General features: G+C 63.9%; 28 protein-coding genes and 1 pseudogene. 12 read left to right on the top strand and 17 right to left on the bottom strand.

The genetic code is table 11. The features are described 5' to 3' along the window. Positions 1-85: 85 nt before the first annotated feature. A complete protein-coding gene (locus ACVW16_RS33965) occupies positions 86-1,675 on the bottom strand; it encodes a multicopper oxidase family protein (protein WP_456734969.1) in 1,590 nt (529 codons plus the stop codon). A gap of 241 nt (positions 1,676-1,916) precedes the next feature. Here ACVW16_RS33965 and ACVW16_RS33960 point away from each other — a divergent pair, with 241 nt between their 5' ends. The 4 genes from ACVW16_RS33960 to ACVW16_RS33945 all read left to right on the top strand — a co-directional run bounded on the left by ACVW16_RS33960 (position 1,917) and on the right by ACVW16_RS33945 (position 7,045). Then, complete coding sequence (locus tag ACVW16_RS33960; RefSeq protein WP_456734968.1) at positions 1,917-4,688, top strand: xanthine dehydrogenase family protein molybdopterin-binding subunit; 2,772 nt, start codon at positions 1,917-1,919, stop codon at positions 4,686-4,688. Then, positions 4,685-5,209, top strand: a complete 525-nt coding sequence (locus ACVW16_RS33955; protein ID WP_456703308.1) for a (2Fe-2S)-binding protein — start codon at positions 4,685-4,687, stop codon at positions 5,207-5,209. The genes ACVW16_RS33960 and ACVW16_RS33955 overlap by 4 nt, the downstream gene beginning before the upstream one ends. 11 nt (positions 5,210-5,220) lie before the next feature. After that, positions 5,221-5,835, top strand: a complete 615-nt coding sequence (locus ACVW16_RS33950) for an Isoquinoline 1-oxidoreductase subunit (protein WP_456734967.1) — start codon at positions 5,221-5,223, stop codon at positions 5,833-5,835. Between the two features lie 88 nt (positions 5,836-5,923). Continuing rightward, positions 5,924-7,045, top strand: coding sequence for an acyltransferase family protein (locus ACVW16_RS33945; RefSeq protein WP_456703306.1), 1,122 nt, complete (start codon positions 5,924-5,926; stop codon positions 7,043-7,045). Positions 7,046-7,227: 182 nt separating this feature from the next. On the opposite strand, the gene ACVW16_RS33940 is transcribed toward ACVW16_RS33945, so the two are convergent. Continuing rightward, complete coding sequence (locus ACVW16_RS33940) at positions 7,228-7,683, bottom strand: hypothetical protein (RefSeq protein WP_456703305.1); 456 nt, start codon at positions 7,681-7,683, stop codon at positions 7,228-7,230. Positions 7,684-8,187: 504 nt separating this feature from the next. On the opposite strand from ACVW16_RS33940, the gene ACVW16_RS33935 reads away from it, so the two are divergent. Continuing rightward, positions 8,188-8,586, top strand: coding sequence for a VOC family protein (locus ACVW16_RS33935; RefSeq protein ID WP_456738532.1), 399 nt, complete (start codon positions 8,188-8,190; stop codon positions 8,584-8,586). Positions 8,587-8,604: 18 nt separating this feature from the next. Here ACVW16_RS33935 and ACVW16_RS33930 read toward each other — a convergent pair whose 3' ends face one another. The 4 genes and pseudogenes from ACVW16_RS33930 to ACVW16_RS33915 form a co-directional block, all read right to left on the bottom strand. Then, positions 8,605-8,754: a hypothetical protein gene (locus tag ACVW16_RS33930; protein WP_084292415.1), complete on the bottom strand. Its 150-nt coding sequence runs from the start codon at positions 8,752-8,754 to the stop codon at positions 8,605-8,607. A gap of 74 nt (positions 8,755-8,828) precedes the next feature. Next, positions 8,829-8,927, bottom strand: a pseudogene (locus tag ACVW16_RS33925) (ABC transporter substrate-binding protein); the annotation flags it as partial. A gap of 54 nt (positions 8,928-8,981) precedes the next feature. Next, on the bottom strand, positions 8,982-9,683 hold the full coding sequence (locus ACVW16_RS33920; protein WP_456738163.1) for a GrlR family regulatory protein: 702 nt from the start codon (positions 9,681-9,683) through the stop codon (positions 8,982-8,984). A 196-nt stretch (positions 9,684-9,879) separates the two neighbouring features. Next, positions 9,880-10,914 (bottom strand): glutamine synthetase beta-grasp domain-containing protein, encoded by a 1,035-nt coding sequence (locus ACVW16_RS33915; protein ID WP_456703303.1) that lies wholly within the window; start codon positions 10,912-10,914, stop codon positions 9,880-9,882. Positions 10,915-11,428: 514 nt separating this feature from the next. Here ACVW16_RS33915 and ACVW16_RS33910 point away from each other — a divergent pair. The 3 genes from ACVW16_RS33910 to ACVW16_RS33900 all read left to right on the top strand — a co-directional run bounded on the left by ACVW16_RS33910 (position 11,429) and on the right by ACVW16_RS33900 (position 13,251). Then, a complete protein-coding gene (locus ACVW16_RS33910) occupies positions 11,429-11,632 on the top strand; it encodes a DUF2735 domain-containing protein (protein ID WP_456703302.1) in 204 nt (67 codons plus the stop codon). Between the two features lie 170 nt (positions 11,633-11,802). After that, entirely contained in the window at positions 11,803-12,546 is a 744-nt protein-coding gene (locus ACVW16_RS33905; protein WP_456703301.1) for a tyrosine-protein phosphatase, read from the top strand. Positions 12,547-12,570: 24 nt separating this feature from the next. Continuing rightward, positions 12,571-13,251, top strand: coding sequence for an SDR family oxidoreductase (locus ACVW16_RS33900; protein ID WP_456703300.1), 681 nt, complete (start codon positions 12,571-12,573; stop codon positions 13,249-13,251). Here the strand turns inward: ACVW16_RS33900 and ACVW16_RS33895 are convergent, their stop codons facing one another. Then, on the bottom strand, positions 13,252-13,599 hold the full coding sequence (locus tag ACVW16_RS33895; RefSeq protein ID WP_456703299.1) for a hypothetical protein: 348 nt from the start codon (positions 13,597-13,599) through the stop codon (positions 13,252-13,254). Positions 13,600-13,726: 127 nt separating this feature from the next. Here ACVW16_RS33895 and ACVW16_RS33890 point away from each other — a divergent pair, with 127 nt between their 5' ends. Together ACVW16_RS33890 and ACVW16_RS33885 are read left to right on the top strand one after the other, a co-directional pair. Then, entirely contained in the window at positions 13,727-14,413 is a 687-nt protein-coding gene (locus tag ACVW16_RS33890) for a DUF2161 domain-containing phosphodiesterase (protein ID WP_456703298.1), read from the top strand. Between the two features lie 95 nt (positions 14,414-14,508). Then, positions 14,509-14,814, top strand: coding sequence for a hypothetical protein (locus tag ACVW16_RS33885; protein WP_456703297.1), 306 nt, complete (start codon positions 14,509-14,511; stop codon positions 14,812-14,814). A 75-nt stretch (positions 14,815-14,889) separates the two neighbouring features. On the opposite strand, the gene ACVW16_RS33880 is transcribed toward ACVW16_RS33885, so the two are convergent. The 7 genes from ACVW16_RS33880 to ACVW16_RS33850 form a co-directional block, all read right to left on the bottom strand. Next, a complete protein-coding gene (locus tag ACVW16_RS33880) occupies positions 14,890-15,501 on the bottom strand; it encodes an N-acetyltransferase family protein (RefSeq protein WP_456734966.1) in 612 nt (203 codons plus the stop codon). 153 nt (positions 15,502-15,654) lie between these two features. Then, entirely contained in the window at positions 15,655-16,053 is a 399-nt protein-coding gene (locus ACVW16_RS33875; protein ID WP_456703295.1) for a PaaI family thioesterase, read from the bottom strand. 148 nt (positions 16,054-16,201) lie between these two features. Then, positions 16,202-17,404, bottom strand: a complete 1,203-nt coding sequence (kynU, locus tag ACVW16_RS33870) for a kynureninase (protein WP_456734965.1) — start codon at positions 17,402-17,404, stop codon at positions 16,202-16,204. An 8-nt stretch (positions 17,405-17,412) separates the two neighbouring features. Then, a complete protein-coding gene (gene kynA / locus ACVW16_RS33865) occupies positions 17,413-18,252 on the bottom strand; it encodes a tryptophan 2,3-dioxygenase (RefSeq protein WP_456703293.1) in 840 nt (279 codons plus the stop codon). A gap of 34 nt (positions 18,253-18,286) precedes the next feature. Further along, positions 18,287-19,096: an alpha/beta hydrolase gene (locus tag ACVW16_RS33860; RefSeq protein WP_456703292.1), complete on the bottom strand. Its 810-nt coding sequence runs from the start codon at positions 19,094-19,096 to the stop codon at positions 18,287-18,289. Between the two features lie 289 nt (positions 19,097-19,385). Further along, complete coding sequence (locus ACVW16_RS33855; protein ID WP_456734964.1) at positions 19,386-20,663, bottom strand: ArgE/DapE family deacylase; 1,278 nt, start codon at positions 20,661-20,663, stop codon at positions 19,386-19,388. Positions 20,664-20,714: 51 nt separating this feature from the next. Continuing rightward, complete coding sequence (locus tag ACVW16_RS33850; RefSeq protein WP_456734963.1) at positions 20,715-21,440, bottom strand: pyridoxamine 5'-phosphate oxidase family protein; 726 nt, start codon at positions 21,438-21,440, stop codon at positions 20,715-20,717. 75 nt (positions 21,441-21,515) lie between these two features. On the opposite strand from ACVW16_RS33850, the gene pdxR reads away from it, so the two are divergent. Next, positions 21,516-22,979: a MocR-like pyridoxine biosynthesis transcription factor PdxR gene (gene pdxR / locus ACVW16_RS33845; RefSeq protein WP_456734962.1), complete on the top strand. Its 1,464-nt coding sequence runs from the start codon at positions 21,516-21,518 to the stop codon at positions 22,977-22,979. A 69-nt stretch (positions 22,980-23,048) separates the two neighbouring features. Further along, on the top strand, positions 23,049-23,306 hold the full coding sequence (locus ACVW16_RS33840; RefSeq protein ID WP_456703288.1) for a DUF6719 family protein: 258 nt from the start codon (positions 23,049-23,051) through the stop codon (positions 23,304-23,306). Between the two features lie 4 nt (positions 23,307-23,310). Here the strand turns inward: ACVW16_RS33840 and ACVW16_RS33835 are convergent, their stop codons facing one another. The 3 genes from ACVW16_RS33835 to ACVW16_RS33825 form a co-directional block, all read right to left on the bottom strand. Next, on the bottom strand, positions 23,311-23,676 hold the full coding sequence (locus tag ACVW16_RS33835; RefSeq protein WP_456734961.1) for a hypothetical protein: 366 nt from the start codon (positions 23,674-23,676) through the stop codon (positions 23,311-23,313). Between the two features lie 34 nt (positions 23,677-23,710). Further along, a complete protein-coding gene (locus tag ACVW16_RS33830; RefSeq protein WP_456703286.1) occupies positions 23,711-23,875 on the bottom strand; it encodes a hypothetical protein in 165 nt (54 codons plus the stop codon). Positions 23,876-24,127: 252 nt separating this feature from the next. Then, entirely contained in the window at positions 24,128-24,676 is a 549-nt protein-coding gene (locus tag ACVW16_RS33825; RefSeq protein ID WP_456703285.1) for a CreA family protein, read from the bottom strand. Positions 24,677-24,741 lie beyond the last annotated feature (65 nt).

The raw sequence follows: 24,741 nt of genomic DNA, 5'->3' as shown, positions 1-24,741 counted from the left end.
TAGGCCATGCAGGCCCCCAGGGGAAGCCCGGCGGGGTACGGATTCGCCGTCGAAAGCACCAAATTCCTGCAATCCGGCCCGTGGCTTAGGCCTTGTAGACCTCGACCGTCTGCATCATGCCCATCTCCTCGTGGTTCATCATGTGGCAGTGGAGCATGAAGACGCCGGTGAAATCGAGGAAGCGCGAACGGAACACGACCTCGCCGCCCTTGCGCTCCACGATGACGGAATCCCGCCATTCCGGCGTCGCCAGTGCCTTGCCGTTGACCGAGACCACCTGAAACGGGTTGGTGTGGATATGGAAGACGTGGTCGTCATGCTCATGCGTGTTGACGATGGTCCATTCCTCCACCGCGCCCAACTTGACCCGATGATCGATCCTGCCGGGATCGAACTTCTTGCCGTCGATGAAGAAGCTGAACTCCTGCCAGTGGCCGGCGGCATCGGCTTCCGGCGCGGTCGCAGACAGCACCACCTTGCGGCGATTGGTGATCTCGCTGTCCTTGATGCCCGCAAGCGGTGGCGCCGGCAGCGCAGCCGGCAGCTTCATCTCCGTCGGTGCGCCCGACACCACGATCCGCGCCAGCGGCCCGACCGGTGACGGATGGCCCTGGTCGTAGGGCGCCGCGTTGAAGGCATAGGTGCCTGGGGCGCCGGCCTTCACCAGAATATCCGCGCGCTGGCCGGGCGCGATGAGGAGCTGCTTTAAAGGCTGTACCGCGCCCAGCTGGATGCCGTCATAGGCGATCGCATGGAGATCGTGCTTCTCGAGATCGAGCAGCATGTCGTCCTGATAGGCCGCATTGAGGATGCGCCAGCGCTGCACCTCGCCGGGGCGCATCTCGATCACGGGCCGGCGCTGGCCGTTGATGGCGAGGAAGCGCGTCGCCGTCTCCGGGAACAGCGTCTCGAAGTCCTCCACCATGCCGTTGGCGTCAAAGACGACCTGGGTCAGCACCATCAGCCGCTCGCGCGCGGAGGTGATCTCAGGCACGCCGGCGAAATCGCCCTCGACGATGAGGGCGCCGACCATGCCGCTCGACATCTGGATGTCGGCGCTGCCGTGGTGGTGCGGATGATACCAATAGGTGCCGCTGGTGTGGTCCGCCGGCAGCGCGATCTCGATGTTGTAGCTGTGGCCCGGCGCCATCGAGCGCATGACGTTGTCGGCGATCCCGCTCGGGCTCGCATGCGCGCCGTGGAAATGGAAATTGGTGTTGTTGAACTGGTGCGGATGGCTGATATCGGCAGGCAAGCCGTCGCGGTTCGGCGGCAGATCGTTGATCAGCTTGATCCGCAGCGTCTCGCCGGGCTTCATGCGCAAGGTCGGTCCGGGACTGCCGCCCTCATAGGACCTGACATAGAGCCTGACGCCGCCGATCTGGCGATAGGCGTAGGCGCAGCGCAGAGTCGTGCTCAGCACGCCACCCACCGACCTGCGGACCTCGGGCTCCACCAACACCTGATCCGTCGCCGGAACCTCCGCTTCCGGCACCATGCCCATGGTCGGCGACATGTCCGCGATGTGGGATACGGTCCCATGCTCGTGCATTGCATGCTGGGCCCTGGCCGTTCCTGCGATCAGCGACAGGGCCCCGGCCGCGCCGATCAATTGCCGTCGCGACAGCAGCGGTGCGGTGTCGTCAGCTGAGCCGTCGTTCCGATCCTGCCGCATGCGTTCGCGCTCCAGTTGAGTTGCGAACCGTCTTATTCGATTCGACTGCAAATCAGCAGGAAAAACGCGACTTCTCAATCCGGGCACGCGCAGCGTGCGACGTGTTCATCGGATAGTAACGTCCTGCCCGTTTCTATGCGTGGGTGACGAATCATGATAGGTGCGGGCCGGCGTCGGTCGTACCTATGGTTGCGCTGCCGTCAGCATCGTGCCACTGAAGACCTCGTACAGGGATGAGATCATGCGGCCTTCGCGACGCGAGTTCGTGAAGTGGGTATCGGCGGGCGGCATCTCGGTCAGCATGTCGCATCTCGCGGCGGCGGCAAGCGCGCCGTTTGCGGCCCACGAGACGCTTCCCGGACGCGGCAATTTCAATCCGGCAACCAAGGGCGCCGGCCGCGTCGATGGCATCGCAAAGGTCACGGGCGCAAAGCTCTACGCCTCCGACTTCCGCGCCAACGACATGCCGGGCTGGCCGCAAACCACCTCGCACGCGATCCTGGTGCGCGCCAATGACGCCACGCACGTCTATACCGGCATGGACCTCGCCCGCCTCGGCGGCGCGCTGAAGCCGTCCGTCGTTGTCACGGCGGCGGATCTCGACCGCATCGGCACCGAGGTGCCGGAGTTCTATGCCGGCGATCTGTTCTGCCCGCCCGGCAAGACGCCGCTTTATCTGGGCCAGCCCGTCGCGCTGCTGATCTTCGAAAGGTTCGACGCCTTCGACCAGGCCCGCCTCGCGCTGCGCGATGGCGCCTTCGTCAAGTCAGGCGAAGAAACAGGACCGGTAATCGCGCCCGATTACGGCTCCTACCGCTTCACCCGTGTTGCAGGGCCCTCGCCCGACAAGCCCGACGTCTATTCGCCGATCCAGGCCGGCTGGGTCTCACCGAAGAAGGTGCAGAACACCGCGCTGCCGGTGTGGTCGCCGCTCGCCAGGGAGATGCCGGCGGACTACGTCAAGGCGGCCAAGCTCGGCGATCAGATCCGCGCCGAGCTCGCCGCGGACAACGCCTCGCTGCTCGTGCTCGACCGAGAGTTCGAGACGCAATCGGTCGATCCGATGTTCCTGGAGCCGGAATGCGGCCTCGCCTGGTACGCAGGCGAGGGCGGCAATCTCGAGCTGGTGCTCGGCGTGCAGTCGCCATACGAAGCCGCGGAATCGCTTGCGCATCTGCTGGCCAAGGCGCACGCACCCTACAAGCCCGCGCATATCAACGCGCAGTTCGCCCATGTCGGCGGCGGCTTTGGTGGCCGCGACCACACGCCGTTCATCCTCTATGTCGCGCTCGCCGCGATCTTCTTCCCGGGCAAGCCGGTGCGGCTCGCACATGACCGCTACCAGCAATTCCAGGGCGGCATCAAACGCCACCCGATCAAAATGCGTTCGCGCATCGGCGTCGACCGGACAACCGGCCTGATCAAGGCCTTCGCCGCCGATCACGTGCTGGATGGCGGCGGACTGCAGAACTTCTCCGCCAACGTTGCAGTGGTCGCCGCCACAGGCGCGATCGGCATCTACGACATTCCCAAGGTGGACGTCACCACGACCGCGCTGCATTCGCGCGGCGTCACGGCCGGCTCGATGCGCGGCTACGGCACGCTGCAGACCATGACGGCGCTCGAAGCACTGATCGATGAAGCGGCCTCCGAGCTCAAGCTCGACCCTATCGAATTCCGCCGCCGCAATGCCCTGAAGCAGAACGGCCGGACCATGACCGGCAATCCCTACATCGTCTCGGTGCGCACGCCTGAGATTCTCGACAGGCTAGAGAAGCACCCGATCTGGCAACAGCGCGCCCAGTTCAGGCAAACCACGGGCGACCGGCTGGTCGGAACCGGTGTTGCCTGCGTCACCAAGGATTACGGCTCCGGCGCAGATTGCTCGCTCGGGCGCGTCGAGCTCGGCGCCGACGGCAGAATCGCGATCTTCTGCGACCATGTCGAGATGGGCAACGGCATCGGCACGGCGCTCGCGAACCGCGTCGCGGGCCATCTCGGCGCCATCGCCGACGAGGTCTCGGTCGCGCGCGTCGACAGCTACGACGTGCTCGGCCTCGTCACGTCAGGCGACCCCTACACGATGGACCAGAAGACGCAGGATGTCGCGGAGCGCAATCCGCGCTGGGTCCCGGCGATCTCCTCGGCCACCTCGGCCTCGATCGGCGCCCATGTCGGCACGCACTCGTCATCCGAGGCTGCCCGCGTGATCTTCCGCTTCGGGCTGTGGCCCGCCGCGCTGGAGCTGTGGCGCATTCCGAAGACCGACCCGCGCGCCAATCAATCGGCGCATGCGAGCTGGCAGAACGGCGCGCTCACCATGACCGGCTACGAGCCGCTGCCACTGGCGAGACTGGCCGCAACCGCACATGCGCGCGGCTTCGTCACCGGCGCGGTCGCGCATAGTTTTTCGCGCTGGGCCTGGTCGCGCGCGCGCTTTCCCCTGTTCGGCGAGCAATACCGCGCCGAGATCGACGCGCTCGCGGTCCGCCGCGGCAACGGCAAGTTCGAACGCATCAACCGCTCGAGCGTCAAATTTCCGCCGACCGACAACAACCGCATCGGCACCGCCTACACCTCGATGTGCGGCACGCTGGTCCGCGTCGAGATCGAACGCGCAACGGGCACGATCCGCATCGCCAAGGCCTACAGCGTATTCGAATGCGGCACGGCCCTGGTCCCTGAAGTGGTGATGGGCCAGTCCCATGGCGGGTTCGCCATGGGCGTCGGCTACGCGTTACTCGAATCGCTGCCGCCCTTCGAGGGCGGCCCTGGCAATGGCGAATGGAATCTCGGCCGCTATCTCGTCGCACGCGGCTCCGACCTGCCGCTGCGCGATCTCGAGATCGAGATGCTGAAGCCGCTCACCCCGGACGAAGCCCCCAAGGGCATGGCGGAGGTCGTGATGATCCCGATCGTGCCGGCGCTGATCAACGCGATCCATGACGCCACGGGTCATCGTTTCCGCGCGCTGCCGGTGACTGCGAGCCTTTTGAAGGGAGTGTTGGCGTGACCACCCTCAGCCTTACCATCAACGGCCACAAACACGGCCCGATCGACGTCCGCGACGATCTCTCGATGAACGATTTCCTGCGCGAGATGCTCGGCATGACCGGCACCAAGTTCGGCTGCGGCGCTGCGCAATGCCTGAGCTGCGCCATCATCGTCGACGAGCCGGACGGCTCGAGCTACACAAGCCCGACCTGCATCGCGCCGGCCGTGAATTTCGACGGCAAGTCGATCCGTACCGTCGAGGGCCACGCCAAAGACGGCCAGCTCTCGGCCCTGCAGCAGGCCTTCATCGATCACTTCGCCTTCCAGTGCGGCTATTGCACCGCCGGCTTCCTTGGCGAGGGCCAGGTGCTGCTCGAACGTCTTTCGCGCGCGCCTGTCGTCCGCGAAGCGCTGGAGCAGACCATTGCGGATGCGCTCGACGGGCATCTGTGCCGCTGCACCGGCTACATCAAATATCACGAGGCGGTGCGCGATGTGATCCTTGCCGATGCAGGCCGCTATCTCGTCGCCACCAAATGAGACCGCCGGGAATGATCAACGCACGGGTCAAGATCGCCGTCGTGGTTGCCGCCCTGACGAGCAGCTTCTGCGCAGGCTACGCCGCGTCGGACACCACAAGTCACGCCCTCGCCTCGCCCGAAAGCTTTGCCGGCATCACGGATACCGAACAGCGCTCGGCCGCGATCTTCACCGAACTGGGCAAGGTGCTGACGCATCCGCGCTGCACCAACTGCCATCCGGCCGGCGACAGCCCGCACCAGGGCGACACGCCCCGCCTCCACCAGCCGCCGGTGACACGCGGCGCCGACGGCCATGGCTCGGCGTCGATGCGTTGCAACACCTGCCACCAGAACGCCAATTTCGAGCCCGGCCGCATTCCCGGCCATCCCGAATGGCACCTCGCTCCCCGCGAGATGGCCTGGGAAGGCAAGACGATCGGCGAGATCTGTGAGCAGATCAGGGACCCCGCCCGCAACGGCGGCCGCAAGGTGGAGGATCTGATCGACCACATCGGCAAGGACACGCTGGTCGGCTGGGCGTGGAAGCCTGGCTTCGGCCGCTCACCCGTACCGGGGACGCAAGAACAGGCCGGCGCGCTGGTGGAAGCCTGGGTGAAGACGGGAGCCGCCTGCCCCGAGCCGTGACCGGGTCGGCCTCGCCTGCATCGTAGGACAATCGTAACCAGTCGCGGCCGAGAATGCCGGGCGTTTTGCGTCTCTGGCAGGTTCGCGCGTGAAAGAGAATAGATCGGTTCCACCCGGCAGCCGCGATGAATGGCTCGATCTCTTGCGCGCGCTGGCGGTCAGCCTCGTGCTGGCCTCGCATGGAAGCTGGTTCTTCGCGCAGCCCGAAGAGAGCGTCTTTGCCAATGTCACGGCAACGCTCGGCGTCGAGATCTTCTTCGTCCTCTCCGGATTCCTGGTCGGCGGCATCCTGTTCGAGCAGGTCATGTCGGGCGCGTCCTGGCACAGCCTGCTTCCGACCTTTTGGGTCCGCCGCTGGATACGGACCTTGCCGAGCTACTACCTGTTCCTCGGCCTCAACATCCTCATCTACCAGCGTTCGGGACTGCCGCCGCTGGCTCCTTACTTCGCGTTCCTCCAAAACTTCGCGCATCCCATTCCGGCATTCTTTCCGGAGTCCTGGAGCCTCGCCATCGAGGAGCTGTTCTATCTGTTCTTCCCGCTGATCGTGATGGCATTCGGCAAGCTGCACGGTCGCTCGATCAGAACCTTCATCGCGGCGGGCGCCTTCGTCTTCCTGATCTCTCTCGCGACACGGATCGGCGCCGTCATCCTGTTCGAGCCGACGATGGAGACTGGAATCAGGAAGGTCGCGATCTTCAGGCTCGATGCCATCATGACCGGCGTGTTCGCCTATATCGCGATCAAGTGGATCAGGCCGTCACACAAGCCGGCACTTCTCATGGCGGGCCTGCTCGTCCTTGGGTTCTCGATCGTCATTCTGGCGAAGCCCCAAGCGGAGCTGGATCACAGCTTCTTCGCCAGAACAGTGCTGTTCAACCTCTTGCAGCTGTCGGTGGCCCTGCTCATCATCGCCGGCGTCGGTCGAATTCAGCTCCCATACGGGACGGCGAGCGTGACCGCCTTATCGAAATGGTCCTACTCGCTGTATCTGATCAATCTTCCCGTGATCATCGTGATCCATTCGCTCTGGCGACTGCAGCCGCACGCCTCAGTGGCGACGCTCATGTCAGCCGTTCTCTATGCAAGCATTTGCCTGATCCTGGCCGCCGGGCTTTACCATTACTTCGAACGGCCGATTCTAAGCTGGCGGGATCGAAAGACCCTGGGCAGATCATCAGACATGCTGCGTTGCGAACTGCGCTCTTGAAACCACCATTCAGGTGATGCGCGCTTCAACCCGTCGCACCCAGATCCGGCGGAGCCGCGATCATGGTCTTGAACAGGTGGAGACGTTCCTCGATGAGCCACGCGAACGCGAAGCCGCGCTTTGGGAATGCCGGACTGCACGATCGGCACGCAGCCCGGCTCCCCTCTCACCGGCCGCCCTCGCTACTGTTGAGATCCGCCCTGCTGGGTGTTGGCGGAGCCGCTATTCTGGCTCGGCGAAGCAGACGGATTGGATCCGGGTGTGCCCGCCGGAGCAGACCCCATGCCGACTGTCCCTGAATTCCCTGGTCCACTCATGGCTTCAAACACCGACATCCCGTGCGGACCGATTGTCATGAGCACCGGGTTGCCGTCGCTCGACTTGGCCTGCACGACGAACGACCGGGCAACCACCTTCACATCAGTGAAGCCGGCCTTCTGCAGATCTTGGCGGATTTTCTGAATTGCATCGGCATCCTGCGTTTGACTGTTGTTCTGCGCGGCATCCGCCGGGCTGCGCTGATCGTTCTTGCTCGATGCTGCATCCATCTGCGAGCTGTTGGCGGGAGCAGTGGTTTGCGCGAGCGCGGGCGAGCCGAGGAAGGCCAGCATTGTTGCCACAGCGAGGGCTGATTTCATGAGCGTACTCCTTGGTTGAGAGATTCGCGTAACCGTCCTGCAGCCCTGATCGTTCCAAACAACGGCGCTACCTCGTGGCTCGCGTCACGACTCAGACCGCGCGCATGCGCTCGGCATGAGCTGCCCCGTCTTGCGTCGCAGACTCCAATTTTTTGGAACGACGGCGAAGCTTATGCGTCTCTGGGAAAAGAGCCGCACCCATGTCTTCACCCCTCTCGTCCGCATCGCCCCCGCCCGTGACGGATCGCTGCCCCAAATGCCGCCATCCGCTCGACCTGGCTGACAAGATCTGGAACATTGAAACGACGCGCTTCATTCGCGTGTACAAGTGCCGATCTTGCGGAGAGTTGGTCTGGGAGGATTGAGGCTGCCGCGCCAGAGCCGCTCGTGCCGACGAAATCTGTGCGTGCTACATCGATGCTGACTGCTGACAGGGCGCTGTCAGCAGCGCGGAGTTACGAGGCGGTCCTCGCAAGATAGCCATACGGAACCCCGGGAGATCGCGTGAAACTTGCTTCGACCCGTCTGATTGCTGCCGACATCAAGGCGCTTGTCGGCTTTTACGAGAACGTGACCGGCAAAACGGCGGAGTGGCTGGCGCCTGTGTTCGCCGAAATAGTCACCCCTTCGGCAACGCTCGCCTTCGGTAGCGTCGAGACGGTCGCGCTGTTTCAGGCGGGCAGCGCGGAGCCTGCGGCCAATCGAACCGCAATCATTGAATTCCAAGTCGATGACGTGGAGAGCGAGTTTGCGAGATTGAGAGATCAGGCGGAGGTGGTGCACGCGCCAAAGCTGATGCCTTGGGGAAACCTCGCGGCTCAGCTTCGTGATCCCGAAGGAACGCTCGTGGGACTGTACACGCCGGTCAGCGAAGCCGCCAAACAACGGTTTGGATCGCGATGACCTGGCTCGACGCCGGCGTCAGTGACGCTTGAAATACTGCACGTCGCGCTCGTGCTTCTCGGCCGCCGCCCGGCTTTTGAACGTGCCGAGATTGCGGCGCTTGCCCGTCTTGGGATTCACCTTGCGCGAATAGAGCCGGTATTCGCCTGACGCGAGTTTGCGGATCATGCTTGCGCCTCCTGATTGCTGCGATGTCAACGGTGACTGCCCCGGCAGGTTCCGGTTCAGGGCTCGAGCCCTGACAGGCGCTCGAGCAGCGCCAGACTCGGCGCGACGTCCGCGTCGACCGCAATGCCGCTGGCGATCTCGAATGCGGAGGACAGGTTGCGCATCGCGCCCATCAGGCCGAGCGCCGAGAGCCTTCGAACTTTTCCATGGCGATATCCCTGCAGCGATCAGGCGCGCTGCATCAGCTTGAGCACGGCGGTCAGGCGCAGGCTGCGCTTGCCCGCAAGGGCCGTTGCTTCCAGCACCGCGCCCTCGCCGTCATAGGCGCCGGAGAAGCCGATACCGACCTCATGGCCGCCAAACACCGGATCGTCCCTGGCGGGCGTGTGCTCCTGGTTGAGGATCTGGCCCTTCCAGCGGCCGTTCGCGGCGGTGTAGCTGCCCAGATAATAGAACGAGGCGTCGCCGCCAAGGATCCGGCCGCGGTTGAGCAGCATGACCCCGGTCAGCCCGCCGTCGAGGCCGTCCAGCATGCGCAGGTGGACCGAGTAAAGCCCGTCGGTGATGCTGCCTTCCCCGACGCCGCCGGCGATCGGCACCTCTTCCTCCGCGATCGGCGTCATCAGCGACTGGAAAGGCACGCCGGGCAGCTCCTTCAACTCGCCCTTGAAGCGGTAGAGATCGCCGTCAGCAAAACCCCTCGCGATCAGCGTCGCATCATCGGTGCCGGCCATCGCGCGGTAGTTCGGATCGGGGTTGTGGCGGACGGTCTTGATGACGATGTCGACGCCGTCTGCGGTCTTTTCATAGGTGCCGATATGGGCGAACGCCGAATTTCCGCCGAGCATCTTGCCATTGCCGGCATGCATCACGCTCCGGCCGACGCTGTCGCCGAGCTGAAATCGCACCTTGTAGAAGCCTTCAAACACCAGCCGTGCCCCCGGCTCGCGCGCATCTTGCAGGCACTCTATCCCGGTTTGGGCCGTGATGGACAGGCTTCGCGCCGACATAGCGGCCAGACCGACAACAACGGTTTCATCGGACAGCAAAAATCCGCCGGAGCCTTTCCAGCTCCGGCGGATTGAAAGCCACCCGGGCCTGTGTTCCGGTCCGGGCGGAGAGACCTTAGGCGACGGCCTTCTTGTCGGCAGGCACGGACGCGATCGTCTTTAGGATCTGCGAAGCGATCTGGTATGGGTCGCCCTGCGAGTTCGGACGGCGGTCTTCCAGATAGCCCTTGTAGCCATTGTTGACGAAGGAGTGCGGAACGCGGATCGACGCACCACGATCAGCCACGCCGTAGCTGAACTTGTTCCAGGGCGCGGTCTCGTGCTTGCCGGTCAGACGCTTGTCATTGTCCGGGCCGTAGACGGCGATGTGGTCCATCAGGTTCTTGTCGAAGGCGGCCATCAGCGCCTCGAAATACTCCTTGCCGCCGACGGTACGCATGTACTCGGTGGAGAAGTTGGCGTGCATGCCGGAGCCGTTCCAGTCGGTGTCACCGAGCGGCTTGCAGTGGAACTCGATGTCGATGCCGTACTTCTCGGTCAGGCGCAGCATCAGATAGCGGGCCATCCACATTTCGTCGGCGGCTTTCTTGGAGCCCTTGCCGAAGATCTGGAATTCCCACTGGCCCTTCGCGACTTCCGCGTTGATGCCCTCATGGTTGATACCGGCAGCGAGGCAGAGGTCGAGATGCTCCTCGACGATCTTGCGGGCGACGTCGCCGACGTTCGAATAGCCGACGCCGGTGTAGTACGGGCCCTGCGGCGCCGGATAGCCGGACTCGGGGAAGCCGAGCGGACGGCCGTTCTTATAGAAGAAATATTCCTGCTCGAAGCCGAACCAGGCGCCGGCATCGTCGAGGATGGTGGCGCGCTTGTTGGAGGGGTGCGGGGTCTTGCCGTCAGGCATCATGACTTCGCACATCACGAGCACGCCGTTGGTACGGGCGCCATCCGGGAACACGGCAACCGGCTTCAGCACGCAATCGGAGCTGTGGCCTTCCGCCTGCTGGGTGGACGAGCCATCGAAACCCCAGAGCGGAAGCTGCTCGAGCGTCGGGAACGACGAAAATTCCTTGATCTGGGTTTTGCCGCGCAAGTTCGGAGTCGGCGTATATCCGTCGAGCCAGATGTACTCGAGCTTGTACTTGGTCATTGAGCCTCTCTGTAGATGATGCGAAAGGTGGGGTTGAGAGCCCCCCGCACGTTTGTACCCGGCCATCATCGGCCGGCTCTCCATAAGCATTTTGCGTGCCAAAAGGCCGCAGCGCGTAGGGTTTTCCACAGCGGCCTAAGCGGTCCGCCGCATGCGGCATAGGAGCGCACCTTCGCGTGAAGCTGCACTGCAATATTCCCGCGGAAATCGCCCGATTCTGGAGCAGGCAGGCTCCTGCCGGAGGTTGCCGATGAAACATGCGTCAACGTCCGGCAACTTTCGCAAAGCGGCGGGACATGCCCAGCAACCTTTGCAATGGCACAGACGTTGGTCATCGACACGGTGCCTTAGGGGGTGCAGACAGCCATCTGCTCAAGAATTAGGCGGAAACTGATCTCCTTTTCAGCACTTTGCTTTTCGGAGTGCGGGGCCGATATGGGGATTCCAGTAACCACATCAGAAGGAGTCGGGCGCACCATGGAGGCCAAGGCGCTTCGACCAAGGAGCAATCGCAATGATGAACAATGGTCTGAGTCACGGATCTGCGACGATCTACCAATTCCCTGTCGGGGGCCGCGCGGCTCTCGCGGGGCGCCGCTACAGCGAGACCCGCCTTCCCGCCGATCACGCTTCGCTTCCCGAGAACGCGTCGATCTGCAGCGATAGCTGGTATCACCAGGACGCGGTCGACGAAGCAAAGCCCAAATGGGAACGCTAATGCCGGTCTGGTCCAGGACCGTCGCGTGCTACAAACGCCCGGCGGAAGTCTAAGAAGGGTCGAAACAACGATGTTTCGACCCTTTTTGATTCCGCATCGGACAGGTCGTCTGCAATGATCCGCAGCCGGGATAAAAACAAAAGCTGATCCCAATCATTCAGGCCGGGCCCATGTCACACTCCCCTTCCCGTCACCTCGCCTTGCAAGGCGCCAGCAATTTTCGCGACCTCGGCGGCTACGCGACAAGCGACGGCCGCACCACGCGCTGGCGCCACATCTTCCGCTCCAACCATCTCGGCCAGCTCACCGCAGAAGACATCGAGATCGTCCGCGCACTCGGCGTCAGAAGCGCGTTCGACTTCCGAGGCGTCGAGGAGCGCACGGCCGGCGTCTGCGTCGTGAACGAGATCACCGTGCATTCGTTGCCGATCGAGCCGACGGTCGTGGCTTCCCTGCGCGCCGAGCTCGCCAGGGGCGCGCTGACCGGACCGGTCGCGCTCGAACTCATGCGCGAGTCCTATCGCAACTATGTCCGCCACAACACGCACAGCTTCCGCACGCTGTTCGGCCATCTGCTGGAAGACCGTGCCCCGCTCGTGATCCACTGCACCGCCGGCAAGGACCGTACCGGCTTTGCCAGCGCCCTGATCCTGCATGCGCTCGGCGTGCCCGATGACGTCATTTCCGAGGATTATCTGCTGACCAACCGTCACTACAGGCGCGACGTCTCGAGCGTCTCCGATCTGCCGGCCGATGTCCTCGACGCGATCGGCTCGGTCAACGCCTCCTATCTCGATGCCGCATTCGAAGCCGTCCGTCGCGACTATGGTGATGTCGAAACCTACTTGCGCGAGGGCCTCAAGCTCGGCACAGCAGAGCGCACCGCGCTGAAGGCGCGCTATCTTCAATCATGAGGCGCCCGCGCCGGGAGATCGATGATGCAAGGCAAGGTTCTGATCGTGACCGGTGCGCGCGGCGCGCTCGGCAAGGTGGTCGCCGACATCGCGGTATCGCGCGGCGCGCGGATCGCCGGCATCGATTACGCGGCCTCGCAAATGCCGGCGACGCCTGAACGCATCGAGATCGGCGGCGTGGACCTGTCCGACGCGGCGCAGGCGAAGACGGCCGTCGAGGCTGCCGCCAGGCATTTCGGCCGACTTGACGCATTGGTCAACATCGCCGGCGGCTTTGCCTATGAGACCGTCGGCGATGGCGACATCACGACCTGGCAACGCATGCATGCGCTGAACCTGCTGACCGCGCTCAACACCTCGCGCGCGGCGCTGCCGCATCTTGCCGCCTCGAACGCCGGCCGCATCGTCAATATCGGCGCCATGGGCGCGCTTCAGGCCGGCGCCGGCATGGGGCCTTATGCGGCATCGAAGGCAGGCGTGCATCGCCTGACCGAGGCGCTGGCCAGTGAATGGAAAGGCAAGGTGACCGTCAACGCGGTGCTGCCGTCGACCATCGACACCAAGGCCAACCGCGCCGACATGCCGAAAGCGGATTTCACCAAATGGGTGACGCCGCAGGAGCTCGCCGAGGTGATCCTGTTCCTCGTCAGCGACGCCGCAGGCGGCGTCACCGGCGCGCTCATTCCGGTGAGCGGACGGGTCTGATCAATCCGGCACCAGCAGCCGCAGATTGCCCTTGAAGCGGATGCTCTGCTTGCCGGCAAGCGCCATGCCCTCACCGTAAGCGGTCTCGTCGGTATAGGTGCCGCTGAAGCCGATGGTCACGACCTTGCGGCCCCACACCGGGCGCTCGTCGAACGAGGGCGAATGCTCCTCGTTGGTCAGCTCGCCCTTCCATTTGCCGTCGGCGGACGTGTAGCTGCCATAGGCGAAGAAAAACGAATCCCCACCGCGCATGGTGCCGTCGTGCAGCACCATGACACCCTGATTGCCGCCCTGGACACTATCCAGAAACGCGATCCGGATGTGATAGAGCCCATTCCTGATCGTCATAGTTGCAAGCGCCCTGTTCGCCACGCGGGGATATAGCTGGCCTGACGGCGTCCAGGCAAATGCCGGTCAGCCCGGAGTCTGATCCGGGCTAGACTGACGGCAACTGATTCTCCGATCGGAAACTCCCTTGGAAACCGCGCTCTACCTCCCCGTCAAACGATTCCTCGAAGGCCTCGGCTTCGACGTGAAGGGCGAGATTCGCGGCTGCGATCTTGTCGGCCTCAGCGCCGGCAATCCGCCAGTGGTGGTGATTGGCGAGCTGAAGCTCGCGTTCAATCTCGAACTGATCCTGCAGGCGGTCGATCGCGCGCCGGCGGGCGACGAGATCTGGATCGCCGCAAAGATGTCGATCCGCGGCAAGGGACGCGAGAGTGATGCGCGTTACCGCAATCTCTGTCGTCGCCTCGGTTTCGGTATGCTTGGGGTAACCGACAAGGGTCAGGTCGAGGTGCTGGTGAAGCCGCCGACGGCAGCTCCGCGCCGCGACCCGAAGACCCGCTCGCGCCTCGTTGCCGAACATCAGCGCCGCCAGGGCGATCCCGTGCTCGGCGGCAGCACCCGCGCGCCGATCATGACGGCCTACCGGCAGCAGGCGCTGACCTGTGCGTCAGAACTCGCGGCAGGCCCGCGGCGCGTGCGCGATTTGCGCGAGCGCTGTCCCGACGCCGGCAAGATCTTGCTTAACAATGTGTATGGCTGGTTCGAGCGAGCCGACCGGGGAATCTATCGACTGACCCAGGCAGGACTCGCCGCGTTGAAACGCTGGCCCCAACAGCGGATCGAGGTCGATGCCGGTGTCTCGTCACCGCCATGACGCCAAACCGTTGCATAGCTGAGATGCCACATTGATTTCATATTGCAATGCAACATTGATCGCACTAGGTATCCCGGCATCGAAACGAGGCCCTTATGAGCGCAGACTGGAATACCAAGTACGGCACGCGGCGCGTCCGCCATGACCCGCCGACCCTGGATGAGGCGATCTTCGCCGCTGTCGGCATCACCGACGACCAGGAGCAACAGGCCGAGATCGCTGCCGCTCTGATGGGGATGCCCATCGAGATCGTTCAGGCCGAGGTCAGGAAACAGGCTCGCACCAACGGTCGCATCACCGCCACGCGGGTGATTGCCGGCGAACAGGGTGCGCAGCGCTCGGTTGTGGTCGAACGCCGTGTCGTTCGCCGCTTCGGCAACGACAAGCGCACCGGCACCTAAGCGCTCATTCCCATCGCTTCATTGAAGAAGCGGACCGGCCTGAGCCGGTCCGCTTTTTGATTCAGGCCTTTAGTCTCACGCTGCACGATTGCCGTACATGCTGGAGATCAGCTTCCAGCAGGTCGAGTTGAAGCTGATAAGCGCGCGGCCGGCCTTGAACGGTGCGGCGGCGAGATCGGCAAGCTCGTCCTCGGGAGCCTTGGTCAGATCGATCGTGCCGGTCGACTCGCCATGGCGGAACTGCAGATGCGCACCGAACTTCTTGGCGAGCGCCCGCATGGCATGGTTCTCCGCACCCGTCGTGACGCGTAGGCTCTTGTAGCCCTTCCAGCGCGCTTCCGCGATCAGGCGGCTGAACAGCAAGGTGCCGACATTCTGGCGGCGGGCTGAGGCTTCCACGCTGAAGGCGACTTCGGGCAGCGAATCCCCCTCCGGCGGATGCAGCTCGGCCGCGCCGCGGACCACGCCGTCGACGATGTAGGCGACGATCACAGTGCCGTCCTCGGCGCAGCGGGCGGCGTAACGCTCGATGAAGCTGTCGTCGAGAAAACCGTTGAAACGGTCGTGCCGGCTCTCGGCATCGAGCCGCAGCAGGTGATCGCGCAACAGCGGCAACTCTTCCTGCTGGCTCAAGGTCCGCACATAGCCGGGAACGGATGTTGCCTGGGCGGTGTCTTCAAGTACCACGTCAAAACTCCTCTTGGTGTCCCTCGAGGAGGCGTTCGAATCCCTAGGCGCCCAATATTGTGCGTCGCACCAAATTTTTCAAGGCGGGAACCTGCCTCAAGTTTCAAGCGCGGGGAGCGACCAATTCGTTAACAAAATCAAGCCCCCGTAATCTTACAGGACCAGCTGTGTCTGGGTCACCAAGGCAACCAGCTTGCCGTCCTCAGTCTCCAACCGGGTGGTCCAGACCTGGGTCCGGCGACCCCGGTGAACAGGCGTGGCGGTGGCGATGACGATGGTGCCCTCCTTGGCGCCTCCGATGAAGTTGGTCTTGCTCTCCAGCGTGGTCGTGCCCTTGGCGCCCTCCGGCAGGTTGATGACGGTCGCGGCAGCCCCGACCGAATCGGCGAACGCCATCACCGCGCCGCCGTGGATGGTGTGATACAGCGTGCAAAGGTCCGGCCGCACCGTCATCCGCGCCACCACCCGATCTTGTTCGGCCTCGACGAATTCGACGCCTTTGAGCTCGGCGAACGGCATCTTCATCGCTTTAACTTTCTCGAGCGGCGTCATCAGATCTTCTCCCAATTCGTTGGTGTCTCACCGTGAAAGGCTTCCTGCGGCAAAGCAATGACGTCAGAGGTCATGGCTGCTGTGATGTCGGCCCTCCCGTGGAGAGCGCTCTCGCGTCTCTCCCGTGTCATGGGGAGACATTTCCTCCTCACGTCACCGCATTCACGACCTGATACTCCGGCCGGCGCCACACCTCACCCGCGATCACCTCCTCGATGATCTCGGCTGCCCGCATGATCTCGCTCTCGCCAATGTAGAGCGGCGTGATCCCGAACCTCATGATGTCGGGCGCGCGGAAATCGCCGATCAGGCCGCGCGCGATCAAGGCCTGGATCGCGGCATAACCGCCCTCGAAGGCGAAGGAGACTTGCGAGCCACGGCGTTCGTGTGCACGCGGGGTTACAAGGCTCAGAGATGGGCAGCGGCGTTCGACTTCGGCAATCAGGCGATCGCCGAGCGCCAGCGAGCGGGCGCGGACCTCCCTGATGTCGACGTGATCCCAGACATCGAGCGAAGCCTCCAGGGCTGCCATCGCCAGCACCGGCGGCGTGCCCACGCGCATGCGCTCGACACCGCCGGCCGCCGCGTAGCCAAGCTCGAATGCGAAGGGTTTTGCGTGGCCCATCCATCCCGACAGCGCGACGCGCGCGCCACCGGCATGATGTGGCGCGACGTAAAGGAACGCCGGAGCGCCCGGCCCGGCATTGATGTATTTGTAGGTGCAGCCGGCTGCGAAATCGACGCCACAACCGGCAAGATCGACCGGCAGCGCGCCGGCCGAATGCGCGAGATCCCACACCGTGACGATGCCGAGCGCACGCGCCTTCGCCGTCAGTTTCGCCATGTCGTGACGGCGGCCGGTGCGATAATCGACCTCGGTGATGTAGAGCACCGCGATCTCTTCCGAGAGCGAAGCCGCGATCTCCTCCGGCGCCACAAGCCGCAATTGATGGCCGCGCCCGAGCGTCGCGATCAGGCCTTCGGCCATGTAGAGATCGGTTGGGAAATTGCCTGTGTCAGACAGGACGACCTTGCGCGATGGGTTCATGTCGAGCGCGGCCGCGAGCGCCTGATAGACTTTGAGCGACAGCGTGTCCCCAACCATCACGGACCCGGCCTCCGCGCCGATCAGCCGCGCGATGCGATCGCCGACATGACGCGGCTGGGCATACCAGCCAGCGGTGTTCCAGGCGCGGATCAACTCAACGCCCCACTCGGTCGTAATCACGCGGTTGACGCGCTCGGCGACGCCAAGCGGCAGCGCGCCCAGCGAATTGCCGTCCAGATAGATCACGCCGTCGGGCAGCCGGAACAGCGCTTTGGTGTCGTCATAGACGCGAAGCTGGGTCATGTCGGGCCCTACAAAATCGTCCGGACGCGCCAGAGTTCGGGGAACAGCTCGACCTCCAGCATGCGCTTGAGATAGCTGACGCCGCCGGTGCCACCGGTCCCGCGCTTGAAGCCGATGACACGCTCGACTGTGGTGACGTGATTGAAGCGCCAACGACGGAAATAATCCTCGAAATCGACCAGCTTTTCGGCGAGCTCGTAGAGCATCCAGTGCGTCTCCGGCGCCTCGTAGACGATACGCCAGGCCTGCAGCACGCCCTCGTTGAAGCTGTGGGTTTCGCGGACGTCGCGCGCGAGCACGGCGGCCGGCATCTTCAGCCCGTTGCGATCGGCGAGCCGCAGCACCTCATCGTAGAGGCTCGGCGTGGCAAGCTCGGCTTCCAACATCCTGGTCGTTTCCACATCGTGCGCGTGCGGCTTCAACATGGCGTGGTTGCGGTTGCCGAGCAGATATTCGATCAGCCGGTACTGGCGCGACTGGAAGCCCGAGGACTGGCCGAGCTGGGACCGGAAGCGGGTGTATTCGCTGGGCGTCATCGTGCGCAACACATCCCAGGCGTTGTTGAGCTGCTCGAAGATGCGCGACATGCGCGCCAACATCTTCATCGCGGGCTGCACCTCGTCTCTGGCGATGGCCCGGCGCGCGGCGCTGAGCTCGTGGATGGCAAGCCGCATCCAGAGCTCCGTGGTCTGATGCTGGATGATGAACAGCATCTCGTCATGCGCCTCCGACAGCGGATGCTGGGCACCGAGGATCGCATCCAGCGCCAGATAGTTGCCGTAGGACATGCGCCGGCTGAAATCGGTCTCGGCGCCTTCGTTTGAGGGATCGTAATCGCTGGACGTCATGACAGGCCCTTTCGATCGATCATCCCTGCGACAGTCAGTCGAGGCCAATCAGCCGCGCCGTGATCGGCGACGACGGATCCTTGAGCCCATCGATCACGGTGAAATGGTTGAGCCCGGGATCAATCACGAGGCGCGTCGGCACGTCGAAGCCGGTCCAGACGTTGGCGAACAGGTCGGACTGGCGGATGAATTCCGGCCGCTCGCTGCCGCCGACCCAGGCGGTGACAGGCGCATGTCCGCGCGGCAGGTGCAGCGCGGCGCTTTCGAGCGTCGCCTCCTCCATGGTCATGCGCAAGGTGTCGTTCATCTGCGTCTTGAGCAGCGGCCGCAAATCATGCAGGCCGCTGATCGAGAGCGTGCCGAGGATCCGGTTGAAGACGGCAGGCTCAAGCCGGCTGTCGTCGCACAGCATGCGCGTGACGAGATGACCACCCGCCGAATGCCCGGCGAGCCGGATCGGCCCTGAGACAAGCGAAGCCGCCTTCGCAATCGCGGCGGTGATTTCGGCAGTCATGTCGGAGATGCGAGCGGCCGGCGCAAGCGTGTAGCTCGGCAAGCAAACCGTCCAGCCGTGGTGCCGCGCGCCTTCGGCGAGATCGGTCCAGTCCGATTTGGCAAGGCGCATCCAGTAGCCGCCGTGCACGAACACGACCAGACCTTTGCTGTCGCCATCCGGCAGGACCAGGTCGAAGCGCTGGCGCTCATCGGAACCGTAGGCGATATCAGGGCGAAAGCCTTTCAACCCGGCGCGATAAGCCGCCGCCCGCTCCGCCCATTGCGCCGGCATCTTGTCCGAGCCCGGGATATGGGCCGAATTGGCGTAAGCATCATCCCAATCGCGCATCGTGACTCCCTGGGGCTCGTTCGCCGAACCGGGCGCCAGTCTGCCACCGGTCAGGGCGGCATCCTAGTCTTTATTTTAAGCTTAAAGGACTTGGCAATATATCTCCCCTGACGGAGGAGCCGCGAGGATGAGGGTCTAACGGCCCGGTCCGTCATTGCGAGCGAAGCGAAGCAATCCAGACCTTCTCCATGGGAGCAGTCTGGATTGCTTCGTCGCACCAGCGCAAAATTGCTACGCAATTTTGTCGCGGGCTCCTTCGCAATGACGGCGGAGAGTGCGACTGCGGCTGCTACGCCTTCTCCACGCCGCACCATTCCGCAATGAACAGCGCCATCGCCTTGGTGGTCTTCTTCAGCGAGTCCAGCTCGACATATTCGTTGAAGCCGTGCATCGCGCCGCCGCTGGCGCCGAAGCAAAGGCTCGGAATGCCGCAGTTCAGTCCGTAGAAGCGAGTGTCGGTCAGTGCGGTGAAGACGAGATCCTCGACCGCACCGCCATAGACCTTGTTGAACGCCTTGCCGAACGCGGCTTCCGGCGCGGCGGAATCGGTCAGCTCATAGCCTTCCGAGAGGAAGCCCGACCACTCGACCTCCGGCGGGTTGTTGGCGAGGAAGCGGTGATTGCGCGAGGCGGCTGCGACGCAGGCAAGGATCTCCTTCTGGTGATCGGCGACCGACCAACCAGGCAGAACGGCGATGCGGCAATCGACGTCGCACCAGGCCGGCACGCTGGAGGCCCAATCGCCGCCCTTGATGATGCCGGGGTTGAAGTTGATCGGATGGTTGAGCGTCCGGAAGTGACGATCGGCCTTGGCGCGCTCATTCCACTCGATCTCGAGCTTCTGCAGGGCTTGGACAAGGTGATAGGCCGCCATGATCGCATTGGAGCCGGAGCCGGCAAACGCAACATGCGTCGGATGGCCCTTCACCCGCAGGCGAAACCAGATCACGCCGACCTGCGAGCGCACCATCTTGCCGCCTGTCGGTTCCGGAATGAAGCAGGCATCGGCCCGATAGCCGCGCTGCAGCGTCGAGAGGGCGCCGACGCCGGTGCTCTCCTCCTCGATGACAGACTGAAAGTGAATCCGCGCCGTCGGCCTGAAGCCCGCCGCCTTGATCGCGTCCAGCGCATAGAGCGCGCCGATGGTGCCCGACTTCATGTCGCAGGCTCCGCGGCCGAACATCTTGCCGTCCTTGATGATGGGCGAGAACGGCGGGGTTTCCCACAATTCCAGCGGCCCCGCTGGCACGACATCGCAGTGGCCCTGGAGGATCAGCGATTTGCCGGCCTCGGTCGTCGGCCGATAGGTACCGACGACTGAGCGTGCCCTCGAGAAATCATGCTCGATCGGTCCGAAGCCGCGCAGATCTCGCAAGTCGTCGACCTTGATGTGCCAGTCGTCGACCTCGTAACCCCGCGCGCGCAGGAGATCGCCCATCATGTCCTGGCACGGCCCCTCCGCCCCACGGGTCGAAGGGATCGCGACGAAATCACGGGTGGTCGCGAGCTGGGCCTCGAAGCCGGCGTCGACCGCGTCAAGAATCCTCTGCTGGGTCTCGGCATTCATTGGGCAACTCCGCGCATCCGGTGATCAATTGTGCGCGCAAGCTAGCCGATTTCAGCCGTTCGGGTACTCGAGAAAATGAGCATCCCGCAATGCATCTTCGAGCAGTCGCCCTTCCGAATAGCCCTTGAGTGTCGCAGGCCGGCTCACGCCATCGAGCAGACGCGAACAAGGTTCCGGCGCGCCGAGAACGGTGCGGACCGGAATCCGCTCGGCATAGATGGGCAATCCGTAGTCCTCATCGTCGTCGGCAACGCCCTTGGCGCGGACCTTTGCGGAGGCCTCCTCGATCTCCATCGCGATGAAGGAGGTCGCCTTGACCTCCTGGGTGCTGCTGGCCCGCAGGCTCGCCGTGCGATCCGGAAAGAAGCGGTCGACCATGGCCACCACGGCCCGCTCCTTCTCCGCGGGGTCGGTGACGAGATAGGCGGTGCCGAAGGCCATGACCGCGCGATAGTCGGCGGAGTGATTGAAGCCGCAGCGCGCCAGGACAAGGCTGTCGAGATGCGCGACCGTCAGGCACACCCGCTCACCCTTGGTCTGGTTGCGCAGCATGCGGCTCGCGCTCGAGCCGTGCCAGTAGAGTTTCGTGCCCTCGCGCCAGAAGAAGGTCGGCGTGCAATAGGGCTGCCCCTCGATCACATACGAAACGTGGCACATCATCGAGGAGTCCAGGATGCGGTGAACGGTGGCGTGATCATAGAAGCCGCGGTCGTGCCGGCGCTTCACCTGGTTGCGCGCTGACGTCGGATAGGACTGTTGGCTTTCAATCTGGCTCACGGCCGCTCCTGTCATGCCCCGAACAGTTCCAGAAGCGTTGTAGCTGCGCATTTGGTCTGCGATAGTACCAATTCCATGCAAAAAATTCCGACCAATTCGCCTGGGAAAGCCGAGCTGCCGCTCGATCTGACGGGCCCGCACGTCACCGCCGGCGCCTCCTCGGCGCACCGGCTCTATCAGGCGCTGTGCGAGATGATCGTCTCCGGCCTGGTGAAATCAGGCGAGCCGCTGCCGCCGTCGCGGACGCTGGCAAAGCAGACCGGCTTTCGGCGCAACGCCGTCGTCACGGCATACGAACGTCTGATCGCCGACGGGTTTGCGCAAGCGACCGTCGGCTCGGGGACCTTCGTCGCCGCGCGCATTGCCGCACGCGCCGTAGCCGCAAACAAGCCGATGGTCATCGTCGAGGCGGCCGGGCAAGGCGCGCTGGCGCTCGGCTGCACTCATATTGACGAGCGCGCCGTACAACGTTTTCGCGCCTTCGCCGGCCGGCGGATGCGGGCCTTCGGTAGCGAACATCTGCATTACGGCGACCCGCGCGGCAGCCGCGAATTGCGCGCAGCGATCGCCGATCATCTGCTGTCGGCCCGGGGGCTGCGCTGCGATCCTGATCAGATCATGCTGACGTCAGGCACGCTGCACACGCTGCGAATCGTTCTCAGCGCGATCCTGAAGCCCGGCGATCAGGTCTGGTGCGAGGACCCTGGCTACCCCATTGCGCGCAGGACCATGGCGCAGTGCGGCTATCGCATTGTGCCCGTTCCGGTCGACGTGGACGGACTGCAAGTCGCGAGGGGTCGCGCCGCCGCGCCGTCCGCGCGCGCAGCTTATGTCACACCCTCGCATCAGTTTCCGCTGGGCGTGCAGATGTCGATGCCGCGCCGGCTCGCGCTGCTCGACTGGGCGAGGCAGGCCGGCGCTTTCGTGCTCGAGGACGATTACGACAGCGAGTTCCGCTACGACGGCGCGCCGCTGATGTCGCTTGCTGGCATCGATCGGCTCCAGCGCGTGATCTACATGGGCACGTTCGCCAAGACGCTGTTTCCGGGCCTTCGCATCGGTTATTGCGCCCTGCCCGAGCGCCTGATCGCCGACGTCACGACCGCACGCGCTGCGCTCGATCGTTTCCCCGGGACGCTGATGGAAGGCGCCGTCGCCGACATGCTGAACTCCGGCGCGTTCGCGGCCAATCTGAAGCGCGTACGAAAACTCTATCGCGAGGCACGCGACGTGCTGGCCGAAACGCTCGAAGCGACGTCAGATGGTGCGCTGTCGGTCCCGGTGCCGTCACAGGGCTTGCACCTCGTCGCGCGGTTCGATCCGTCGGTTGCGCCAGCGATTGCGGCTGCGGCGAAGCTAGCCGCGGGCGCGGAAGGCTGGTTGCTCGCCGACACCTATGCGCGGGCTCGCCCTTTGCCCGGTTTCGTGCTGGGATTCTCGGGGCACGCGGTTCCAGACCTCGTCTCCGCCGCCGAACGGCTCGCCGGCGAAGCGCGCGCCGCCTTGCGCAGCAAAGTCAGGGCGGATCGTCGGGCGTGACGAAGGTTGACTATCAGAATCGCGGACCGCTCCTTACCATCGCGGCACTTGATTCCGGGACCTCTCATCATGTCAGACGCTACGACATTCGGCCGCGCAACCTGCCTTGCGCTTCTGATCTCCACCATCCTTGCCTCGATGGCCTCCGCAACGACAGTCGGCCGTGAGCAGGATATCGTCGACCTCAAGCTCGGCCAGCGCGTGCAAGTGGATGACGGAACCTGTCCGGCCGGACAGGTGAAGGAAGTGCGCGGATCGAAGATGACGGACAAGGGCGTCGTGCGAACCGCCAATTGCGTGGCGCGATTCGGCCCGAAGTCGAGGTGACGGCTCAAGACTTCGCGGGGTCGAACATGCACTGCAGGGTCGGCTTGGCGATCTTGGTGAAGGTCGCCCCGATCTCGCTTTGCTTCGCCACCGGCACCCAATCGGTCTCGATGGTCGGAACACCGGTCTCGCTGATGCCGCGCAGCAGTGCTTCGCGCAGGTCGCGATCCTCGACGACGGCGGCGGCATGATCGTGCAGGCAGCCGCAAACCTCTTCCGGATGCTCCCAGCGTCCGAGCATGCGCGGAGCACATTGCCGCACGAACTCGTTACGCGCATCCGGCAACCGGCTCGGTGCGCGCACCTGCGCCTGAGAGGAGTTGATCGTCAGAAGGAACAGGAACGCCGCAGCGCCGAGACGAAGGTACATGATGGCCTTTGACGGCTGATTTTCTTATTGGGGATCAGAAGCGCGACGCAAGGACGATCGGCTGCGGCGCAGTGGTTGTGATCGGCGAGCCACTGTACTGGAAGGTGCCGATACCGGGCAAATTACCGTCAGGTGCGCCGGCAAACGAGGAGCCGGCGAGCACGAAGCCGAAAGCGAGGATGAAGCTGAGCGCACGCATGGATCTGTCTCCGGATTGCGGGGCCGGCGGTGTGCCGTCGTCGTCGTCAGCCTGATAACCATCTGCGGTTTCTCCCGTGATGCGCCAAAAGCCCAAAATGATTTCGTTCCGGATGAGAATTGTTTCGTCGCCCTCTCGCGACGAAACAAATCTCCGAAATCATCAATCATTTCAGATGGGGCGCGCGATGGCTTGAACCAGCTTGGGAGCAAGCGTCCGCGCAACTCGAAGTACTGCGTGAACGCCAGCGCGTCACTGCGTGAAGAAGTCGCCGCACTTCTGGACGTTCGCGTCAGCCGGCCCCCACGGCATGATCGGCACGGTCGAAGTCGAGTTCTTCGGCGATCCCTCGATCAGCTTGTCCGAATAGACCATGTAGACCAGCACATTGCGCTTGGCGTCGCAGCCGCGCACGATCTGCATCTTCTTGAAGAAAAGCGAGCGGCGCTTGCGGAACATGTCGTCGCCCTGTTCCATCTTGTCCCTGAACTTGATCGGGCCGACCTGGCGGCAGGCCAGCGAGACGTCCGAGACCTCCTCGGCAAGACCGAGCCAGCCCTTGAACCCACCCTTTTCCGGCACCGTGAAATGACAGGCCACGCCCTCGACTTCAGGATCGTCCAGACCATAGGTCGCGAGCTTGTCATTCGGGCTCATCCATTTGAACACGGTGGAGCGGCGGAAGATGAGATCGGGCTCGTCGGCGGCGGATGCGGACGCCAGGGGCACGGTCAGAGCGAGAAGGAATAAAGCAAGGCCTTTCAAGCGGATGCCGGAAAGACCGGGGAAACGAGATGACATGAAGTTCTCCGGTAACAAGTCCTGGCAATGTAGGCATGAGGCGGCCGATCAGGAAGATGACGGAA

This window comes from Bradyrhizobium sp. USDA 4474 (assembly GCF_054057515.1).
The sequence above is the reverse complement of the archived record's forward strand: the minus strand, read 5'-3'. Positions and strand labels throughout refer to the sequence as shown.

Bases quoted from the DNA above. Each gene is read 5' to 3' on its own strand.
- ACVW16_RS33965 (WP_456734969.1), bottom strand. From the start codon at position 1,675: ATGCGGCAGGATCGGAACGACGGCTCAGCTGACGACACCGCACCGCTG.
- ACVW16_RS33960 (WP_456734968.1), top strand. From the start codon at position 1,917: ATGCGGCCTTCGCGACGCGAGTTCGTGAAGTGGGTATCGGCGGGCGGC.
- ACVW16_RS33950 (WP_456734967.1), top strand. From the start codon at position 5,221: ATGATCAACGCACGGGTCAAGATCGCCGTCGTGGTTGCCGCCCTGACG.
- ACVW16_RS33940 (WP_456703305.1), bottom strand. From the start codon at position 7,683: ATGAAATCAGCCCTCGCTGTGGCAACAATGCTGGCCTTCCTCGGCTCG.
- ACVW16_RS33930 (WP_084292415.1), bottom strand. From the start codon at position 8,754: ATGATCCGCAAACTCGCGTCAGGCGAATACCGGCTCTATTCGCGCAAG.
- ACVW16_RS33915 (WP_456703303.1), bottom strand. From the start codon at position 10,914: ATGACCAAGTACAAGCTCGAGTACATCTGGCTCGACGGATATACGCCG.
- ACVW16_RS33910 (WP_456703302.1), top strand. From the start codon at position 11,429: ATGATGAACAATGGTCTGAGTCACGGATCTGCGACGATCTACCAATTC.
- ACVW16_RS33905 (WP_456703301.1), top strand. From the start codon at position 11,803: ATGTCACACTCCCCTTCCCGTCACCTCGCCTTGCAAGGCGCCAGCAAT.
- ACVW16_RS33900 (WP_456703300.1), top strand. From the start codon at position 12,571: ATGCAAGGCAAGGTTCTGATCGTGACCGGTGCGCGCGGCGCGCTCGGC.
- ACVW16_RS33895 (WP_456703299.1), bottom strand. From the start codon at position 13,599: ATGACGATCAGGAATGGGCTCTATCACATCCGGATCGCGTTTCTGGAT.
- ACVW16_RS33885 (WP_456703297.1), top strand. From the start codon at position 14,509: ATGAGCGCAGACTGGAATACCAAGTACGGCACGCGGCGCGTCCGCCAT.
- ACVW16_RS33875 (WP_456703295.1), bottom strand. From the start codon at position 16,053: ATGACGCCGCTCGAGAAAGTTAAAGCGATGAAGATGCCGTTCGCCGAG.
- kynU (WP_456734965.1), bottom strand. From the start codon at position 17,404: ATGACCCAGCTTCGCGTCTATGACGACACCAAAGCGCTGTTCCGGCTG.
- kynA (WP_456703293.1), bottom strand. From the start codon at position 18,252: ATGACGTCCAGCGATTACGATCCCTCAAACGAAGGCGCCGAGACCGAT.
- ACVW16_RS33860 (WP_456703292.1), bottom strand. From the start codon at position 19,096: ATGCGCGATTGGGATGATGCTTACGCCAATTCGGCCCATATCCCGGGC.
- ACVW16_RS33855 (WP_456734964.1), bottom strand. From the start codon at position 20,663: ATGAATGCCGAGACCCAGCAGAGGATTCTTGACGCGGTCGACGCCGGC.
- pdxR (WP_456734962.1), top strand. From the start codon at position 21,516: ATGCAAAAAATTCCGACCAATTCGCCTGGGAAAGCCGAGCTGCCGCTC.
- ACVW16_RS33840 (WP_456703288.1), top strand. From the start codon at position 23,049: ATGTCAGACGCTACGACATTCGGCCGCGCAACCTGCCTTGCGCTTCTG.
- ACVW16_RS33835 (WP_456734961.1), bottom strand. From the start codon at position 23,676: ATGTACCTTCGTCTCGGCGCTGCGGCGTTCCTGTTCCTTCTGACGATC.
- ACVW16_RS33830 (WP_456703286.1), bottom strand. From the start codon at position 23,875: ATGCGTGCGCTCAGCTTCATCCTCGCTTTCGGCTTCGTGCTCGCCGGC.
- ACVW16_RS33825 (WP_456703285.1), bottom strand. From the start codon at position 24,676: ATGTCATCTCGTTTCCCCGGTCTTTCCGGCATCCGCTTGAAAGGCCTT.